Annotated in this window: 14 protein-coding genes and 1 riboswitch; of the genes, 9 read left to right on the forward strand and 5 right to left on the reverse strand. The window is 42.0% G+C overall.

What is annotated here, in order from left to right; all coding sequences use genetic code 11:
* Positions 1–7: 7 nt before the first annotated feature.
* The 3 genes from ACIQXU_RS18610 to ACIQXU_RS18620 form a co-directional block, all read right to left on the reverse strand.
* A complete protein-coding gene (locus tag ACIQXU_RS18610) occupies positions 8–202 on the reverse strand; it encodes a hypothetical protein (RefSeq protein ID WP_402875518.1) in 195 nt (64 codons plus the stop codon).
* A gap of 199 nt (positions 203–401) precedes the next feature.
* Positions 402–2486, reverse strand: coding sequence for an SA1320 family protein (locus ACIQXU_RS18615; protein WP_402991616.1), 2085 nt, complete (start codon positions 2484–2486; stop codon positions 402–404).
* Between the two features lie 12 nt (positions 2487–2498).
* Entirely contained in the window at positions 2499–3443 is a 945-nt protein-coding gene (locus tag ACIQXU_RS18620; RefSeq protein ID WP_402991618.1) for a DUF1672 family protein, read from the reverse strand.
* A 644-nt stretch (positions 3444–4087) separates the two neighbouring features.
* Between ACIQXU_RS18620 and ACIQXU_RS18625 the strand changes: the two genes are divergently transcribed.
* The 6 genes from ACIQXU_RS18625 to essA all read left to right on the forward strand — a co-directional run bounded on the left by ACIQXU_RS18625 (position 4088) and on the right by essA (position 14050).
* On the forward strand, positions 4088–4378 hold the full coding sequence (locus tag ACIQXU_RS18625; protein ID WP_402875524.1) for a WXG100 family type VII secretion target: 291 nt from the start codon (positions 4088–4090) through the stop codon (positions 4376–4378).
* Positions 4379–4469: 91 nt separating this feature from the next.
* Positions 4470–4709 (forward strand): ESX secretion system protein YukD, encoded by a 240-nt coding sequence (yukD, locus tag ACIQXU_RS18630; RefSeq protein ID WP_402875549.1) that lies wholly within the window; start codon positions 4470–4472, stop codon positions 4707–4709.
* Between the two features lie 70 nt (positions 4710–4779).
* Positions 4780–6150, forward strand: coding sequence for a type VII secretion protein EssB (essB, locus tag ACIQXU_RS18635; protein ID WP_402991621.1), 1371 nt, complete (start codon positions 4780–4782; stop codon positions 6148–6150).
* 33 nt (positions 6151–6183) lie between these two features.
* Positions 6184–10632 (forward strand): type VII secretion protein EssC, encoded by a 4449-nt coding sequence (gene essC, locus ACIQXU_RS18640; RefSeq protein ID WP_402991624.1) that lies wholly within the window; start codon positions 6184–6186, stop codon positions 10630–10632.
* Between the two features lie 18 nt (positions 10633–10650).
* Positions 10651–13581 carry a type VII secretion protein EsaA gene (esaA, locus tag ACIQXU_RS18645; protein ID WP_402991627.1) on the forward strand — a complete coding sequence of 977 codons (2931 nt, stop codon included), beginning with the start codon at positions 10651–10653 and terminating at the stop codon, positions 13579–13581.
* A complete protein-coding gene (gene essA, locus ACIQXU_RS18650; protein ID WP_402875530.1) occupies positions 13568–14050 on the forward strand; it encodes a type VII secretion protein EssA in 483 nt (160 codons plus the stop codon). The genes esaA and essA overlap by 14 nt, the downstream gene beginning before the upstream one ends.
* Before the next feature lie 286 nt (positions 14051–14336).
* Here the strand turns inward: essA and ACIQXU_RS18655 are convergent, their stop codons facing one another.
* Entirely contained in the window at positions 14337–15287 is a 951-nt protein-coding gene (locus tag ACIQXU_RS18655; RefSeq protein WP_402991630.1) for an ABC transporter substrate-binding protein, read from the reverse strand.
* A gap of 3 nt (positions 15288–15290) precedes the next feature.
* Positions 15291–15836 carry a hypothetical protein gene (locus ACIQXU_RS18660; RefSeq protein ID WP_402991633.1) on the reverse strand — a complete coding sequence of 182 codons (546 nt, stop codon included), beginning with the start codon at positions 15834–15836 and terminating at the stop codon, positions 15291–15293.
* 162 nt (positions 15837–15998) lie between these two features.
* Positions 15999–16218, reverse strand: a riboswitch (cobalamin riboswitch).
* 188 nt (positions 16219–16406) lie between these two features.
* On the opposite strand from ACIQXU_RS18660, the gene ACIQXU_RS18665 reads away from it, so the two are divergent.
* From ACIQXU_RS18665 to ACIQXU_RS18675, 3 genes are read left to right on the forward strand one after another with little or no spacing between them, the layout of a single operon-like run.
* Positions 16407–17363 carry an AAA family ATPase gene (locus ACIQXU_RS18665; protein WP_402991636.1) on the forward strand — a complete coding sequence of 319 codons (957 nt, stop codon included), beginning with the start codon at positions 16407–16409 and terminating at the stop codon, positions 17361–17363.
* Entirely contained in the window at positions 17363–18550 is a 1188-nt protein-coding gene (locus ACIQXU_RS18670) for a DUF58 domain-containing protein (protein WP_402991639.1), read from the forward strand. The genes ACIQXU_RS18665 and ACIQXU_RS18670 overlap by 1 nt, the downstream gene beginning before the upstream one ends.
* The gene (locus ACIQXU_RS18675; RefSeq protein WP_402991643.1) at positions 18540–20747 is read left to right on the forward strand and encodes a transglutaminaseTgpA domain-containing protein; all 2208 of its coding nucleotides are present in this window, start codon (positions 18540–18542) and stop codon (positions 20745–20747) included. Before ACIQXU_RS18670 ends, ACIQXU_RS18675 begins: the two co-directional genes overlap by 11 nt.
* Positions 20748–20772: the final 25 nt, after the last annotated feature.

The raw sequence follows: 20772 nt of genomic DNA on the forward strand, positions 1-20772 counted from the left end.
TTATAAACTAGTGAGGCTTCCCTTTAATGGAAACAAATTTATTCTTCAACTCATCGTCCGTTACTTCAATTTTGCCCCTCAAGTCTTCGGATAGCAATACATAGCTTTTGACACCGATAAACTCCGAGTCAGAAACGACGAAGAATCTTGCTCCTTTTTTATAAAGTGAGGAAAAGTCTTCCGTTAACTTATACATTTTCATCTTTTTTCCACCTTGGCTGTTGTTGAATGGTCATTATTAGGATGGAGAACAGGATGCTTTCATTATAAAGAGATTTCCTTCTTTAAAATAGGGGGAAATGCAAAACGTGGATAAAACTCGAATGAGGAGTAAGCAATCCCAACGGTTGAATGATAGAGTAGTAGAGGCAGTGGGATTGTATCCTTGTCAATCTCATGGATTATAGTGTTCCCCGATTGACTTGTTCTTTTAAGAGCTGGATGTTTCCTAATACGTTCTTCGATATTTCCAAGGTGGCTTCAATTGCCATTGCTTTTTGACCTGATAGTTGAAAGGTAATATCCTCGAATAAAACTTCCATGTCATCCAGAACGGCTAGAGCAGAAACATTGTATAGACGAACATCACTAAATTTTCCAGGTTCGAAAATCGCTGTATCGATATATGGTTTAAAATTACTAAGCATTTCAGGAAGATTGATGATCATACGGTCCATTCCTAGACGAATGCCTTCTATGGATGTTTCCATTTCTATGATAGGCTCCAATACTTCTTGGACGGCGTTCTTTATTTTCTGTTCATAATCCGTAAATAAACTTATAAGCAAGCTCACAGGATTACCGTAAATTCCTACTGCCAAAACGGCATTAACAGCTAGAATGATGGCGTCTAATGCTGCCTCGATCAGTGTCAGTACTGTTTTTACGCTTATGAGGATCGGCATTAATACCGTCATCCCTAAAGTGTTGATTTGATTATGTGCCATTTGGACTTGAATCTCTTTGATTTTCATGCCGACCTTTAGGTAGGGGGAGGGCTCTAAAGTGATAAGAGCTGTTTTCTGGACAGAGCCTATTCCATCTGTCGGGGATGCGCTGGTTTGTATGGCTCCTGCTATACTGGCGTCCTTATCGTGAAACGTATCGGCAATGTCCTGAACTTGGCGCTCGTAATCCTGTAATTGTTTATAGACGCTTTCCTTATTTCTTTCGAGTATGTCATAGTGCGCGTCAAGTTCTCCTACAACTGCATCTACAAAAAGGTCTTTTCCGCCTTTAAATAACTCCGGGATTTCATTCGAAATAATAGTCCCGGCACTTGCCACTAAGTCATCGATATCCGCTTTCAATTGCTTCAAGTACTCTTTTGGAGCATAGAAAAGAGTCTCGACGCTTAGATTCACGGATGTGATATATTCGACTATCTCAACAGGCTTAGAGTTCAGGACATTATTTAGAATCCTGCATTTGTCTTCTGCCTTATCGAGGAGCCTAATTAGTTCGTCTATGCATGCCTTCATGACAAACCCCGTTGTGGTGATACCCATAAAGACAGGTTCCCCGGCAGTTTCCTCGAACTTTTGTTGAAAGGCATCCTGAAGTGCTGTTACCCGTTGATTGAATTTTTCATTTTCGGTATGGACGATACGGACTGAGTTACCGACATATTCCCTGACCTTGCCAAGACGGCCTTTCACATTATCACGTATTCCATGGGACAGTAGCATCATGTTTTCTTGGTTCATTTCGATTCGCTCACTCTGGCCCCCATACAAAGGGGCGCCTGTCCAGAGACTTGTGACGATATGATCGTCAGCTCCAATATGGACAAAGCCGTGACCTGGTTCTCCTTCTATTCCTATCTCTAATGTAAATTCTCCATTTGCATCTTGCTTGATATATCCAGTATGGTTGGAGCCAAGCATGGAAAAGGAGGGGACGCCGTTATTTATTCCGTACTTCTTACCAGGAATGCGGTCGCCCATCTTAATGGTCTCTTCCGTCCCCGTCAGAAAGTCAAACTTACTATAGTAATTTGTAATATTAGCATATTCTTTATCCGGATCAACCATACCAGCAGGAAGGATCGCTGGATTTAGGGTAACGGCTTTTACTCCTGGATTATCGATTCCGACCGCATTGGTTAAAGCACCAGCAAGGGAATTTCCAGAGACGGAAGATACCTCACCCACTTCATCATTTATATGCTCAAAATAGGCTACGGCTTCTCGGACCTGGGCAGGGGGGGCATCGCTAAGCAGTTTTGTATTCGTTCCAATCCAATCCGTATCCATTTGCTCACTGCCAACGAATACCACGGTCAGCTCTCTTGTTTTAACATTTTGAACAGTAAGTGCATCAAGACCGGTATCCGTGTTATAGATGGTATCTATCACCCTGAATTTCTTTTCATTCACCTTGAACACTTCATCTATATCATAGTGAACATAAGAATGGTATCCGGCAAGCTCGACTAAATCATTATCATCGGTGGCGTGGCTTGATAGGGTATTAACAACAGCCATAGAAGATCCTCCCTAATCTTTCATGATTTCATTTGGTGCTGTTCTTTTTAACGAGTTTTCCTTCGTCCCAATTGCTCGTCTTCGGTCGATTAAGTTATCATTCAATATGATGGAATATGAACCACGTGGGATGCCTTCCATCTTTTCGATATCAGAGACGATTTTATTGAAAATGGCTTCATCAGGGGCCTTATCTTTGTCTTTCATGTATAAATAAATGGTGAAAATGATATCCTCTGGTCCAAATGCGTCTTTCTGAAGAAAATCCCTCAATTCATCCTTACTGATATCCGGGTTTTTTAGATACATTTTATAGAGGGAATCAAATGTATCTCCTACTGGATTTACATAGTAGTGAGAGGTTGCGTATCCTTTAGCGCCTACTTTTTCAATGGCCTTTATTGGTGTTCCCACTATAGGGTAACTGGCTGTGGTTTCTTTTAAGTAGCGATCTAAGTTTGTGAAATCCTCATCAAAAGCCATGGCGTATAGTGCACCAGAAAGGGCGTTTTCCACTTGTCCCTCTTGAGACCAAACTTCATCTGTTTTTACTTTTTTCCTATCGAGATCAATGGGGACGATGGCAAAGGTATAAAAATGAGGTTCGCCGATTGACTCAACAAAAACAGATGCCCCATCAACCGCACCGATTATGTTATGGACCATAACTTCCGTCTTATATGTATCGAGGAAGAATGCCTTTACTGCCTTTTGAATCTCTTCCCGGTGACTTGCAGCGAGGTGACGGATTTCCTTTCCACTATTGCGTAGGGTGTACCCAGCCCCATGATAGTCTTGAATTCGTACAAAGTGATCTTTTTCATAAGCATTTCTTTCACCACTCGTGGCGACTATTTCCTTTTCTACTTCTTTATCTTTTGAAAGATTCATATTTAAGCATCCTCCCAGCAATACGGTTACACCTATTCCTAGCGCCATGACTTTTTTGCCCTTCATTTAAATATCCCCCCTTCAAAGATGCTGTACGATTTGAATATCCAATCATCTATTTTGCGTTCCACCTATACTCGTTTTTTACACATTACCCAACTAATGTAAATAATTCTATCATAATGGGAAATGTTACTTCTGATATCATCAAATGTTTTCAAAAAAATAGGTAGAAAGGAATGGGATATTCGTAAGTTTGAAGTCCTTTGGTCTATTTGTGAGCAGAAGCTTACAACCATGATCATGATATCCGGGTTGTTTATAGTGAACATCGTTCAAAGAAGTATATTACATTTCCTCCCAAGTTAGTGTGGGCCGGACCTAAAGTCTTTAATCAAACGATTGATTAAAACAATGATGGGGGTGCAAAAGTCACCTTTTATAATGGAAAGGACGAATTAATCCTATTAAAGGAAAAAATAGTAGGTATATAGAGCGGTTTGTTTAAAAATATGGAAAAAAATGATATATATTTCGCCCAAAGTGGTTTAGAAATGTATGGAAACAGGTACTTAGACTTCTATGATGGTAGATTTAGGATTATTTATATAATCATAATTTACCATTTTATGACCCGTTTGTTAATTTTTATGGCAGAATTTGTATAGTTCTATTAAAATGTAACTAAACACATTAAAGGAGGAATTGTTATGTCACAAATTCGCGTAACCCCATCGGAACTTAAGGATGTAGCTAGACAATATGATAATGAAAGCCAGCAGGTCGTTGATATTATTGGCCGTTTGGATAAAATGAGGGATCACTTAACAGGAATTTGGGAAGGTTCTTCTAGTCAAGCCTTCGTTGGACAATATGAAGAATTAAAACCTTCATTTAATGATATGGCTCGTTTATTAAATGAAGTATCTCAACAATTGACGAAATCTGCTCAAATCCTTGAAGATACAGATAATCAAATTGCTAGCCAAATTCGCGGATAATTAGATAAAAACGAGATAGAAGCTTTAGGGAAAAGCGCCGTGAATCTGATTGTAGATCGTGGCGTTTTTTTCTTTTAATGAGGTGATTGGCATTTATATTCAATTAACCATTGATTTAAAAAGATATACGGGCGAGGTCTTTGATCTCCAAGTGTCCAATTACCGCTCCGTCAAAAAGGTTGTGGAAATTGTCTGGGAGGTAAAGGGGATTGCACAAGTGCCACGGGAAGGGTATTGGGTGCGGGTTCAAAATAAGGAGTTTGTTTGTTCCGGTTATGACACATTAGTGGATAGTGGCATCACGACGGGGGATCGGCTCGAGATTCTTTAATGGAAGAGGCATGTCCTACATATAGGAAAAAAGTCTAAAGCCCTTTAGCAGGGGTAAAGGAGTACATAGAATGGGTGAGAAAAAATCATCATATTTGGAAAAGCAAATGGAAGCGGTAATGAAGAAGAATGATGATGGATATATATTCGTTTTCCAACGTGCTAAATTGCTGATGCAAAATCCCTTGGAATTACAGCTGATTCAGGAAGTGGATTCGGTTCTTCATAAAACTATAGAGGTTTCAGAGGATGAGGTGCAGATCAGCATTGTACCGCCCACCTCTTTTTTTGCTTTTAACAAGGCACGCAATAAAAGTTCTTTGAATCGATGGATGGCTTCCCATCAAATGATTAACAAGATCAGGAGACATGAGTTAACTCGGTTACGGGTAATCGTCTGCCCGGAGAATCTGGTTTTCGATCGAAGTTTTACTCCCTATTTTCTTCATTATGGCGTAAAAGAAAGCCTGCCGCCGTATGAGGAGAACGCCAACCAGCTGTTTCAGGAAACCAAGGCGACGATTGCAGCTCTTGTTGATAGTCAGTATACATTTGATCAGTACCTTCTTTACCATAAAACTCTTAAACTATCGAAAGAAACCCAAAGTATCTTAGCGGAAGAGACTTGGGAAGGGCTGATCTTGTATGTCCAGAATCAAATAGAGTTTCTGGAAAAAGAACATAAAACATTTGTGCATATTCCAGAAAAAAAGTGGAAAATGGAGCGTTACACATTATGGGGAATAGGCATAATCTTAGTCCCTCTCTTATTCTTTACGATTTATACACTATTCTTTTCCCAACCAAGGCAAGAGGCTTATGTGGAAAGCGGGGAGAATTTCCTGAAACAGGAATATAGCCAAGTCATTGATCGATTGGAACATTTCAATCCTGAGAAAATGCCATATGTTGTTCAGTATGAGCTTTCTAAATCTTATGTCACTACCCATGGGTCATTGATGGACTTTCAGAAGGAAAATATCTTAAAGGCCATTACGCTACAGACCGATAGTCAGTATCTTCTCTATTGGATATACATTGGCCGGGGCATAAGCGAGGATGCAATCAACTTAGCGAGAATCATGGAAGATCGAGAATTGATTATGTATGGACTTTTGACACAAAAGGAACAAATTAAATCTAATGAGGATTTGTCCGGTGAAGAAAAGGAGACACAAGTGAAAGAAGTGGATACGGAGCTTAAGGAGTATAAAAAGGAAATGGATGAATATCAAAAACAGCTTGAAGAGGCCACGCAATTGGAAGAACAGGAGCAGCCTACTACAGAGCCAAATAGAGAAAGCGTAGTGGAACCGGAAGCCAAACCAGCTGTAAAAGAAGAGGAAAAGAAAAAGGAACCTGCTTCTAAAGAAGAACCTGATAGCAAGGAAGCCTCGGGAAAATCAGCTGAAGAAAAAGAGAAAGAGAATAGCAAAGATTGAGTACGTATGTGCCCTTTGCGGAGGTGAGAAAGAATGAGTTCACTATGGATTTTCTGTAAGAAGACATACCAATCTTATACGATTAGGGAGAAGCAACTGGACCCAATTACGATTGGATCATCACAAAAGGATACAATCACGATTTATTCGCTTCCCTTTAACGAGGGACACATTGAGTTGAGGAAAGATGAAGAGCTTGATGAATATATGGTATTCAGGGGCGAAGAGAAGATTGGGGAGGTAAAGCCTTTCCAGTCCTATATTTTTCACGAAAATCAGGAAGCTGTGGAAATCTTTTATGCTCCCGGAGAACTGAATGAAAGCCTTTATTATATAGATAGTTTGAAAGAAATATCGATATCCGCCCAATCAGGAGCGACGATATGCAAGCAGGAACCAAGTGGAAATGGCTTTTCCCTTGTTCGTCGTCAGGGACAATGGTTGCTCGAACCTACAGCGGACCGGCTTTTTTTAAATGGTGAAAAGGTGGAAGAAATGACGGCACTGGAAAATGGCGATTTGATCTGTTGCCCATATATGGTACTGAGGTTACTAGAAGGCGACATATTAATGATCAAAAGTGCGGATCGTTATGAAACGTCCTTATCCGAAATCATGCAGCCTATATCCGAAATGAAAAAAAGCTATCCCGAGTACCGCAGGACTCCACGGATGATCTATGAATTGCCGGATGAGAAAGTGACCATCTCATTCCCAAGTCAGGAATCGGAAGACCAGAATCGTGGGCTATGGCTGATCCTAATGCCCCCATTAATGATGTTGATCGTCATGGGAGTCGTCATGATTGTTCAGCCGCGTGGAATATTCATCCTCATATCGATTGTGATGTTCACCACCACCATGGTGACTTCCACGGTTCAGTACTTTAAAGATAAAAAGAAACAGAAGCTAAGAGCTGAAAGACGGTTACGCGTCTATACAAGGTATCTAGAACAAAAGCGAGAAGAGTTGGGCGAGTTATCGGCACAGCAAAAGAAAGTATTACTCTACCATTACCCTTCTTTTGAGAAAATGAAGCAACTGACGAATCAGATTAGCGATCGAATATGGGAGCGCACAATGGAAAGTGAAGACTTTCTCCACTTCAGGGTCGGTACGGCGTCCATTCCCTCCAGTTATGAGGTCAAGGTAAACAGCAGTGATATGTCAAATCGGGATATTGATGATCTACTTGAACAGTCCCAGGAACTTGTCGATGTTTACAAAAGCCTTGACGATCTACCCTTAACGATTGATTTGTCTAGCGGCTCCATGGGCCTAGTCGGAAAGGAAACAGTCGTCAAACGCGAGCTGCAGCAGATGATTGGCCAGTTGTCTTTCTTCCATAGCTATCATGATGTCCGGTTTGTGGCGATTTTCCCAGAAAAGGATTATGAGGAATGGGAATGGATGAAATGGTTGCCTCATTTCCAGCTGCCACATGCATACGCGAAAGGCTTCATCTATAATGAACAATCTCGTGATCAACTATTATCTTCCATTTACCAGTTACTCAGAGAAAGGGACCTTGACGAGAATAAAGGAAAAGTAAGATTCACCCCTCATTTCGTATTTATTGTCACCGACCGTACATTGATTGCGGAACATGTCATTCTTGAGTATTTGGAAGGGAAGACCGAAGAGCTGGGCATATCAACCATCTTTGCAGCCGATGCCAAGGAGAGTTTATCGGAAAATGTCCATACATTAGTGAAGTATATCAATGATCATGAGGGAGAAATCTTGATTCAGCAAACAAAAGCCGTTCATACGCCTTTCCGGCTAGATGAGCACGGTAAGGAAGGAAATGAGCGGTACGCCCGGTTATTACGGTCGCTTGACCATCAAAAAGGGATGAATAATTCCATCCCTGAAACCGTTTCGTTCCTGGAACTTTTAAAAGCCCGTGAAGTGGAGGAGCTGCCAATCAGCCAGAATTGGCTGACGAATCAGTCTTCCAAGTCGTTAGCGGTGCCGATTGGATTGAAAGGAAAGACAGATAGGGTGGAGCTGAACTTACATGAAAAGGCACATGGTCCCCACGGTCTGGTTGCCGGTACGACGGGTTCAGGGAAGAGTGAATTGTTGCAGACCTATATTCTTTCATTGGCTGTTCACTATCATCCCCATGAAGTTGCCTTTCTGCTCATTGACTATAAAGGGGGAGGAATGGCACAGCCTTTCAAGCAGATTCCCCATTTACTTGGAGTCATTACGAATATTGAGGGAAGCAAGAACTTCAGTGCCCGGGCACTTGCCTCGATCAATAGCGAGCTGAAGAAACGCCAGCGCCTGTTTGATCGCTATGAGGTCAATCATATCAATGATTACACGGATTTATATAAAGAAGGAAAAGCCGACAAGCCATTGCCACACTTATTCCTGATTTCGGATGAGTTTGCCGAGCTTAAGAATGAAGAACCTGATTTCATTCGGGAATTGGTCAGTACGGCACGGATCGGCCGGAGCTTGGGTGTTCACTTGATTCTGGCCACGCAAAAGCCAGGTGGTGTGATTGATAACCAGATTTGGAGTAATGCCCGTTTTAAGATTTCCTTAAAGGTGCAGGATGCCAATGATAGTAAGGAGATCTTGAAAAATAGCGATGCTGCGAACATTACCGTCACCGGGCGTGGTTATTTACAAGTAGGCAATAATGAGGTGTACGAACTGTTTCAGTCGGCATGGAGCGGCGCCCCTTATATGGAGGATACAGTGGGATCCGAGGATGAAGTAGCACTCGTCACGGATCTAGGGCTTGTCCAGATATCCAATGTAACGGAGCAAGTCTCTCGCACACGTAAAGAGAAAATCAGTGAAATTGAAGCTGTGGCAGATCATATTGTAGCGACGCAGAAAGAAATGAAAATTCCCAAACTGGCTAGTCCTTGGCTGCCTCCTCTTTCAAATCGACTATCACGAATTGATCAAAGAAGCCAAACGGAAAACCAGTTCTATCTAGGAATGAAAGACGAGCCCGAATTGCAGAGCCAGACGGATTATGTTTACAACTGGATAGAAGATGGAAACATCGGGATTTTCGGATCTTCCGGCTATGGCAAGTCAACGACGGTATTAACGCTTCTATTCAATTTCATCGATCAATTTTCACCTGAAGAACTGCATTATTACATTTTTGATTTTGGAAATAGTGCACTGCTGCCACTTCGACAGCTGCCACACACAGGAGATTATTTCAGATTGGATGAGATGAGGAAAATCGAGAAATTCATGTTGTTCATGAGGACGGAGATGGAAAGGCGGAAACAGCTTTTCTCTGAACGGGAACTTAGCAATATCAAGCTCTATAACGCCCTAGTAGAAGATAAGTTGCCGATTATTTACATCGTCATTGACAACTTTGACTTGGTGAAGGATGAAATGCCAGACCAGGAAGCGCAATTCATCCAGTTTGCCCGTGATGGACAATCACTTGGAATCTTTATGATCTTGACCGCTACAAGAATCAATGCCATCCGTCAGCCATTGATGAATAGTTTAAAAACGAAGGTCGTTCATTACCTAATGGACAGTTCGGAACAATATTCCGTTTTAGGCAGGACGCCTTATGAAAATGAACCAGTACCTGGGCGGGCATTGGTGAAGACAGACCAGACCTATCTGATGCAGGTGTATCTGCCAGCAGATGGAGAAGACGATGTAGCCGTTTTGGAAGAAATGAAACAGGTCGTGGCTGAAAACAAGACTCGATACAAGGATTTGGCTAAGCCGCCAGCCATTCCAATGTTGCCAAATCGCCTAGACTTGGCGTCATTCAAGACGTACTATTCACCATCTACCAAGAAAGGGCTCATACCAATCGGCCTTTCAGAAGAGAGCGTATCTCCTGTATGGGTAGATTTGCATGCCAACCCATTCTTACTTATTGTCGGTCAGTCACGTAAAGGGAAAACGAACATGCTTAAAGTGGTCTTAGAAACGCTTCTTACCCAGACGGTCGGGGAAGTTGGCGTATTTGATGGAGTGGATCGCGGTCTATCACCTTATGCAAGCAGGGAGACAGTACGTTACGTAGAAACGAAAGACCAAATTACAGAATGGCTCGATCACATCACGGAAATATTTGAGGCTCGTGAACGCCAGTATTTAGAGGCCTTGGAACAGAAGCCGATGAAACAGATTGATTTTTCATCCGTCATCTTTGTTATCGACAGCATTTCAAGATTCCAGCAAGCGATTGATGGAGGAATTCAGGACAAGATAAGCGGTTTAATGAAACAATACAGCCACTTAGGTTTTTCCATGCTCGTGGCTGGAAATGCGAATGACTTCACGAAGGGGTATGATTCCCTGACAATGGAATTGAAACAGATCAGGCAGGCAATCTTGCTTCTGAAAAAATCGGATCAGAGTTTATATACGCTCTCGTATTCAAGAAAAGAAGAAGAAATTCAGCCAGGGTACGGTTATTTTGTTCTAAATGGCAGGGAAAGTAAAATCCAGATTCCACTAAGTGAATAAGAAGGAGGGAGAAAGACGTTGAATAAGACAATAAAGCCGTTGTTATTAATTGGGAAGATACTTGTGATCATTGCTCTGCCCATCTTGTTTTTTTCTTATATCGGTCAAAACCCAATGAAGAAAACAGAAACGGCTTCTCGTGAGATTGCTATTGTCAATGAAGATAATGGGGCGGAATATGATAAGAACCAGATTCAAGTCGGATCAGAACTTGTCACGACTTTGGACAAGGATTCTGAATATGATTGGGTCGTCGTCAACAGAAGTGCCGCGGAAAGTGGATTGGCTAATAAAAAGTATGATGCGATCATTTATTTCCCATCGGACTTTTCCAAGAACATTTATACCTTTAATGAAGAACAACCAGTCAAAGCGGGGGTTAAATACAAGGTCCAGACAAGCTTAAATGCGGAAAATATGGAAAAGGTCCAAAAAGAGTTAGAGAAGACCAAGAATAAAATGAATAAGCATATTTCCACGCAATACTGGAGCTATGTATCTCAATCGGTAGAAGATATCCGCAAAAAATTCGATAAAGTTTTGACGAAGGAAATCGCTTTCCAAAACACGATGTATGAATTTTATACCCCAAGCTCAGAAAGCCTGGCTGGGGAAATCAAGCAACATAAAGATATGCTCAAAGGGGTTTTCGCTTCCACGAAGAGTGCAGGGGAAACCACCAATGAAACATTAGGTGAAATGGGGAAAACAAAAGCACAAATGGCCTCTTTCGTGGAGGAAGTTGTGACGTTTGAGGAATACCAGAAAGCGCAAAGTGCTCTTTTTGCTTTGACATCCACCCAAAATCAACAGCTGATCATGGATAGCATCCAAGCGTATGATGGGGTGCTGAATGAGGGAGTCCAGACGATACCGAATATCCAAAAGGATACTAAACCGGGATTTAGTCTTAATGAACAAGGCATGAATGAGAACGTGGTGATGATGCAAGAAAAGATCGAGAGCAGCACTAGTAACCTGGAGGATTTCTCCACCACCATGAAAGAAAAACAGGTGGAACAAATCTCGAAAATAAAGGATGAACAACAAAGTTCGATTGATCAATTTAAACAATCGGAAGAGGACGGACTAAACAAGCTTCAGACAACTTTATTGGAGCAACGTGGAAGTTTGGCCAACAGCTCGGGGGATAAAGATGAAATCGGTGGAGGCGATACACCGATAGAAGATGTTGATACAGGAGGAAAAGGGGATTCAGAGGCAGCGCCTTCAAAAAAGGAAGCAATCGATGATATCTCACTTCAAGTGTTACTGGATAAAATTAATGGTATGAATACGACCCTTGAAAGTTTGGTGCCGGCAGAAGGCAGTGAAGAGGCAAAAGATCAAATTAGCTCTCTTGCAGGCAGTCTGCAAGAGGAAATCAATGGTCTGAGCGGGACCTTGAATAAAAGAACGGAAAACTATAATCAAGTTGTCGTACAATTCAATGCATTGATAGATTCATATAATACGTTACTAACAAATTATAAGAAACTACAAACTGAATATGAAAAGTTGGGAAAAGATTATAAGGATTTGGGTAATCAATGGGAGCAATCACAGGAGGATATTCAAAAATTACAGGATATCCAAAGTATGACCATCAATGAGACCCTTACGGAAATCAAGAAAACAGAAGACGAGCTACTTAAAAAAGTGGGAGGAGAAAGACGGGCGGCATTAGTGGATGTCTTTAATCGATCCATCCTGAGCCGTGACTCAAATGCACTTCTAGCTTATTATGGTTCGCTTTCTTCCTATGGGGAACTTGTTCAACGAGTCAATGAAACGAAAGAAAGTTTGGACGAAGTGTTTACCGCCAATATGAACGAATTAGAAAATATGAAAAATGGCGTTTCTGGTATCGTCGATGAAGAGGCGAAACTTGTCCAATCAAGCCTTTTGGGAGTGGAAGAAGACTTTGGGGCTTTATCTAGCTCGATGCTCGACTTTATATCAGAATATGACGAAAATGTTGAAGTGGAACATGCAGCCACGCTGGAGGAATTAGCAGCCATATCAGCGAGGGCTCAAGAAGTAACGGCAAATCTGACCGGTAATATGGAGACTCCCGAGATGGAGGAGGCCCCTGTTGGAAGTCTTAACGGAGAAATGTTTGTATCTCTTCAGGATTCTACGGCAACCACTGTCGGTTATATTTCGGAGCTAGTCCATTCTGTCGCAGAGCGTCAAGATACCGTTACGAAAGATACATCAGACCTTCAAGCAAAAGTGGGATCCGTTCAGGAAAGAGCCGATCAGCTTAATGAAAATTGGGCTCAAAACGTGGATTCCACGAAGAAAATCAAAACCGATGTCTACAGTGTTTTGAATAATACGTTAGTGGATGATCAGTCGAACGGGTATGTGTACGAGTATTTGGCGAATCCCGTTCAAATCAGCGGGGAAGTATTGCAACAAGAAAAGGTTAATATCCCACCAATCGTGATGTTAGTGATCATCCTTATCTCAGGATTATTGATTGGTTTCTTCCTGCACCATTATGCATCCGTTCCGATGCTGGTGCATGCAGCCTTATTCGCATTACTGAACTTGATCGTCGGCTTGATCATTAGCATGTATGGGCTGAAGATTTATCCGCTTGGCGATATGCAGGCGATTAAATGGACCGTTTTCACTGTCCTGCTTCTATTCTTCTGCTCAGCTTTCACACAGCTTGCCTTTGCGATAGGACCATTTGTCGGGGCGATTCTGGTCATTGGTTTAATCAGTTTCTTTACGATTCCATTATTAGACCTGATCATGCCTAACTTCAATGTCGACCATCCGGTAGCCAATGTTTACATGTCCATTCAATTCGGGAATCAGTTGGCCTTTATCCCGGCTACTACCATTTTGATTATACTCACGGTGGTTGCTGCGGTCCTTCCTTATGTTATGAAGCGTCTTGCAGGTAAAAGAGAGATGGCCCATGAAGCGGAGTAAACAGGTAATTCTCGTGTTCTTCTTCATCCTCTTCAGCCAGCCTATTGATGGGCAAGCTGAGGAGGAACCCATCGTGGAGCCGAATGTGTATCAGGAAAAGGATATCAATATCCAAACTGAATATTTTCATGATGAGGTGTTATTGAAACAGAAGGAGAAAATTCCGGAAGAAGTAAAAGGACTTACTTTTGAAAGAGGAAAGTATGATGTCATAGATTCGATAGAAGAATCCCTTTTTCTTTCTCCTATGACGGAGGATAATAATATCATTGCTTCCAAAGCGGAAGAAATGGGGTTGTTTTCTTCAGAAGTCCCCATTCGAAAGAGAGATAGGGAAGAAGAGAACTCTTTTCTGAACTTTGATCTATCATTGTTACTGGCGATTGTTTTAGGAGTTGCCGTAGTGTGTCTGTTTGTTATCCTTATCCCGAGAATGGGTAAGTTGAATCAAGAAGGAAATAAGAAATGAAGAAGCCCGACTCCAGATTTAGGAGTCGGGTTTTTCTTTTTCCTTATTTTGAAAGGGTGATCAGGAGACCTAAAAGAAGGGCGATGGTAAAGACCCATGTAAAGAATTTTTTATACATATTCATTACCTCGAATCGTCAAAATGTGATAATTCATTTTAGCAAATGAGAAGGTATAAGCAAAATGTACGATGAATGAAAAGGATGGAAGGAAGAGGTGAATGAGAAATATAAAAATTAGAATACAAAACCCGCATGCTTGATTTCATGCGGGCTTTGAGTGTGTCTTTATTTGAATAATTGCGGATATATGGTCTTTGCAGTTAGTTCTACGGCTTCTCCGATACGCGGTCCGGGACGTGACATGACGTCTTCGCTAAGCTGATATACTTGGTCTTCCTTCACGGCGCTGACATCTTTCCAACCTTTACGGGATTTGATTTCATCCACAGCATTGTCCACATAGCCTACGGTTGTGATGATGGCATCCGGGTTGCGCTTGACGACTTCTTCATCTGCTATTTTCGCCCAGCCCTTTTGGTCGGCAAAGATATTTTCGATACCGGCAGACGCCAAGATCTCTTGCTGGAAGGTTTCAGCTCCCGCTGTATAGATTTCCGGAGAAGGGCTGATTTCGAAATATGTTTTTTCTTTAGAATCGACACTCGCCACTTTTTCTTCAACATCTTTGATTTGTTTTTTTATGTTTTTGACTAGGTCTTCCCCTTGGTCCGTTACGCCCATGACTTTGGCAATTTGATCAATATCGCTATATACATCATCAAAGGTCACGGCTGATTTAATAATGAAAATGGGAATTCCCGCATCTTCAAGCGGCTTTAATGCTGCTTCATCGCCAATTGTGTAGGCAATGATGGCATCCGGTTTCAAAGAGATGATTTTTTCGGAATTGATTGTCATTGAATCAGAGACACGCTCGACATCTTTAGCTTCCTCAGGATAGTTATCGAAATCTGTCGCTCCAATCACCTTATTCCCTACACCAAGGGCATATAAAATCTCCGTATTACTGGGTTGAAGTGAAACGACCGTTTCCGGAACCTTATCAAATGTGATTTCTTTTCCACTATCATCGGTGACGGTATAGGATTTGACTTCTTCAGTTGTTGCAGGATCTTTTTTCTCTATCGATTTCTGATCATCATTCGAGGCACATCCTGTAAGGAAAAGGGCGACCATCAGAAGGGCAATCCAACTGGATCTTACTGTTCTTATCATGTTTTATTCCTCCGTTTTCTTTTTCATTGTTTTGGTTGGATAGGATTTGCTGATAAAGGGAATCTCTTCGACACCCAGTTGTTTATTGACATAGACAGCCATCACGAATAGAACATTGGCAAGCAAATGAGCATAATCAAAAAGAATCGCGGGCACATCTTTTTCCGTACTGACTTTATGCAAGGCACGGACGGATTTCTTGGCTTCACTACGGCAAGTATGCAAAATACAGGCTGCCGTCGATCCTTGGGGTAGCACAAATGTTTCGATGCGTTCTTTCACTTCAGCGACATAATAGTCATAGATTTCACTTAGGCGGTTTAGACCGTCTTCGGTTATGGCCAATTTCCCCCGGGCAGAACCATTTAAATGATAAGCCATCGGCAACAGTTCCATTAAATCCCTGTAGACTTCAGGAATCTCTTTCGTGAACGACGCTGCCAGTCCCATTTGAGTCGTCAATGAATCGGTGCGAATTTCATAATCAACGGTTGAAACTGATTCGCGCATGAATGGGTAGCATAAAAAGCGGACATCCTTCTTTGCCATAATTTTTCCTCCTTTTTAATAATGTGAATGACCTGCGTATTGCTTTTCGGCGCAAAAGAAAAAGCCGACCAAAGGTATTGGTCGGCAAACAATCATCTATGTATCTCGAACGGAAAAAAAGATGGAAGATTGCCGTACAATCCTCCTAACTTCCGAAGAGCAAAATACGATAAAAAAAAGGCAGGTCTCCTGGCTCGTGCATCATTTTACTCTAAGAACCTTCCCATTTGGATTGAATGAATGGTATCGTGCGTGCGGATTCATTCACAAACAGTGGCATATTTCTTATTTCATTAGCACTTACAGTTGCGGAAACAGCTTCGGTTTTACACCGAATTCCCTATTAAGCTGACAAGTCAGCACCTATTTTCTGCAAGGTTTATATTCACTTAGTACCAGTCTATCATAATTAATTACTTAAATAGTGAAAAGATTTCAAGAAATATCTTTTATAGGGGTATTATTCTAGTAAACTCACTTTGTAAGGATAAATTGGAGGTTAATGTAAAATGGATGTCGAATAAATAAGGGTTAAGCATGAGTGATTTACATAATCATGGGAGGTAGAGAATGGTTTATAAACAAGTGAATCAGAAACTGGATATGATTTTGGAAAACATTGAAAAGGTCATTATTGGAAAAAGAGATATAGCAGAACTAAGTCTTGTGGCGCTCCTTTCTGGTGGACATGTCTTATTGGAAGATGTCCCGGGCGTGGGGAAGACCGTCTTGGTCAGGGCGCTAGCGAAGTCCATCGGGGCGGATTTCAAACGGATTCAATTCACGCCTGACTTGCTACCGTCCGATGTAACGGGGGTATCGATTTTCAATCCGAAGGAACAAGAGTTCATCTTTAGACCGGGGCCAATCATGGGCCATATTATTTTGGCCGATGAAATCAATCGGACATCGCCGAAAACGCAATCCGCCCTACTTGAAGGAATGGAAGAGGCAAGCGTGACGGTGGATGGTGTGACAAGGAAACTGGAACAACCGTTTTTCGTCATGGCCACTCAAAATCCAATTGATTACGAAGGCACATACCCACTTCCAGAAGCACAGCTAGATCGTTTTTTATTGAAAATGAAGATGGGGTATCCGGAAGTGGCAGAAGAGATAGAAGTGTTGCATCGGGCCCAATATACGGCTCCGATTGAAGAATTGGAATCCGTGATTTCGTTAGAGGAACTGATAGATTTGCAGAAAGAGGCAAAGGCTGTGATCGTGGATGATACGATAAAGACGTATATCGTCGAGTTAGCCAATCAATCACGTAAGCATGAAAGTGTATATCTTGGGGTGAGCCCACGTGGATCGATTGCCCTAATGAAGGCAGCCCAAGCCTATGCGCTCCTAAAGGGAAGGGATTACGTTTTACCTGATGATGTGCAGCATTTGGTTCCGTTCGTTTTTACCCATCGGCTAATCCTTAATCCGGAAGCGAATTACTCGGGGGTGAATGCTGACATGGTGATACATGAGATAGTGGCTACGACGCAGGTACCCGTGAAGAGGGCCGTGACCTAATGCGGAATGTGCTTACCATACTGAAGAAAAACAGGAATGTCTGTGGGATCATAGTGCTTATGCTCATTTCCTTTTGTTTTGCGATGTTTCAAGGCGGGTTTATCAGTTGGTTCATTTTCTATACCTTTTTGCCGTTCGGTGCGTACTCTATGATTCTGCTGTTTTATCCACTTCAGGCTTTTGAAGTGGAGAGAAGAATTAGTAAACACGAATGCCAGGCCGGAGAGTCGGTAGATATGACATTGGTATTCTCCCGGAAAAACAGACTGCCTCTTTTATATATGGTGGTAGAAGAGGATTTGCCGATGGAACTGGAAAAGAAAACATTGGTTTTTCCAGGATTTAAACAATCCTTCCAATTGACATATACCCTGGAGAATCTGCCAAGAGGAGAACATGTCATCCAATCGGTTCGCTTCAAAATAGGGGACTTCTTTGGACTCTATGAAAAAGAAGCGACAGTGCATGCCCCTTTGAAACTCACCGTTTTCCCGGCTTATCAGGAGTTGAATTATAAACAGTTGGAGCATGTCTTCGATCAAGGACAAGTTGGTACGACGAAAAAAATACAGCGGGAACATTCGGTCGTGTCCGGAATCAGGGAGTATCAGCCGGGTGATCAATTATCCTGGATAAATTGGAAGGCAACGGCCCGAACAAGTGAAATCATGACGAAGGAATTTGAAGTGCAGAAAAACCGCGATGTATTTATTATGCTTGATGAGTACGCCTCTCCCTTCTTCGAAGAAGCTATCGTACTTGCGGCCTCTTTGGTGCATGCCTTGATAAAGAAGGGTATGGATGTTGGGTTAACCAGTACGGGATCAATGGAGGTCGTACCGGCTAAAGGAGGCAGTAAACAGAGGAGAAGACTCTTTTACCGTCTTGCAAAATCAAGGGCCACACATACAAGCGTCTGGAATGGAAAGAAGAACAAGGGAGTTGTACCATCAAACGCTTCTGTAATATTCATTGTGTCCGAATTAACGATGGAAAAGATAGAAGGTTGGAGTGCATTTACCGGAAATAAAGCGATGACGGTATTTTGCGTGAAAAGTCAGGGAGACTTCACGGGTGAGGAAATACGTGCGAAGTCGGTGGCGTTGGCTCGTGGAATAAAGTTGGTCTTCTTTGAACAGGGTCACCTTCAAAATGAACGAACCGAGGTGAAGGCAAATGAACGCTGATTCTACCAAATCGGAAAGGTGGATGCATGTTCTCTTATATATATTTGGTCTTCTATTGATTACCGAATGGTTACGACCCGTAGAGAAGCTTACGGATACAGGAAATATCTTGATTTTCATTATCTTTGTGTTATTTTCCTTGCTCCTACACTATTTTGGTATCCACTGGTTTGTGCGTTTCATCCTCGTAAGTGCCTTTATATTAATTGCGGTCCATTTCTTGTATTCATCAGATCCTTTCCTGACCTTCAAATGGCTTACTGGTGATTTGCTGGATATAACGGCTAACGCTTCGAATATGTATGAGGGGAAGTGGGAGCTGCTTTCCAACCCCTTTAGAACGCTGTTGTTTTTCGTGCTTCTTTGGCTTGTGACATACTTGATTCATTACTGGGTGACGGTGAGACGAAACATATTTTTACTTTATATATTAACGATCATTTTCCTATCGATTCTCGATACATTCACACCTTATGATGGGGATATGGCCATGATCAGGATCATCATCATCGGGTTTTCGATGCTTGGTGTGTTGGCCATGATACGCTTGTCCATACAAGAGAGATTGGTGTTTTCAGGACGTCCATTCAGTAAATGGGCCATCATGCTAGCGGGGATGCTGTTAGTAAGCGTCCTCGTTGGTTTCACTGCTCCGAAGTTCGCGTCACAATGGCCGGACCCTGTACCGTTCATTGTTTCTTATTCCGATAAGGTGACAGGAAGTGATGAAAGCTCCGTTGAAAAACGGGTGGGGTATGACGAAGATGATTCATCACTTGGTGGGTCGATAGAGCCGGACAATACGGTCATTTTTTATAATACGGCCAATACCGGACACTATTGGAAAGTCGAGAACAAAGATATCTATACCGGAAAAGGATGGGTTTCCGTTGAGGGAATGGAAGACTATATCAGTTTCTCTAATGGTCAGGATTTGAAGGATATAAAAGAATTTGAGATTCCTGAAGTGTTGAAAACGGAAGACATGAATACAAGGGTAACCATGATGGAAAGTTACTCTCACCTTCTTCATCCCCAATCAGGGTACCTGAAGAAGGTAGAGGCTGAGAACGGAGATTGGTTTAAATATTATACAAATATGGACAAGTACATTTCGGTAGACGAAGGCAGTAAGCCCCTTACCACGAAAGAATATGAACTGGTTTATGAAATGCCTAGCTATGATCTGGCTGACTTACGGAAAGTTACGGAACAGGATGAAACGATGGATGTCCTCATGGAAAGCAATACACAGCTTCCGGAGGGATTGCCAACCCGTATCTATGAACTGGCCAACGAACTTACGGCGAATGAGGATAATTGGTACGATAAGGCAAAGGCGATAGAAAATCACTTCGACGGTCCTGAATTCAGCTATTCTAAAGAAGACATTCCGTATCCAGGCGATAATCAGGATTATGTGGATCAATTCTTGTTCGAGACCCAAATTGGGTATTGCGATAATTATTCAACGGCGATGGTCATTTTATTACGTGCCGCCAACATTCCGGCAAGATGGGTAAAGGGATATACGGAAGGGGAGAAATCAATTTATAAAGGTGAATCCGCCTATAAAGTGACGAATAATAATGCCCATTCATGGGTGGAGGTTTATTTTTCAGGATTGGGATGGGTACCATTTGAGCCTACGAAGGGATTCAATGGGCAAATGGATTTTTACAATTCGGATTTGAATTCGGAAAATACGGAGGAAACCGAGCAGGAAGACAAAAAACTAGTGGAGCAAGATGAGACACAGACTAGAGAGCGCCCGGATACACCCGAAAATGAACCTGGATCAACTAAGAAAAGTGTCCTTTTAAGCCAAAATACTTTATTAATGTGGAGTGCCGGTATTATTTTATGCATAGCTTTACTTCTTGTCGTAGGGTATTTGTATAGAAGGAAATGGCTCCCTTTTGTACAAATCCTGCGGTTAAAAAAGAAAACCGGTCCATACTTTGTACAGGCGTACCAATTATTATTGAAACAGTTGGTCCGGGCAGGGTTAGAGCGGCCTGAAGGACAAACCTTGCGGGAATATGCAGCCTATGTAGATGCGGTTTATGAGACGAATTTAATGCAGGAAATGACAGCTCGATACGAAGTAATGACCTACCGTGGTGATCCAGAAGAAGAGGAGTGGGAGCGTTTTCGCAGTGACTGGGAAACGCTTATGAAAAAAACTAGCTCTTGACCATGTTTTTATTATATTGATACAA

Source organism: Peribacillus sp. NPDC097284, assembly GCF_044761765.1.
Lineage (GTDB): Bacteria > Bacillota > Bacilli > Bacillales > DSM-1321 > Peribacillus.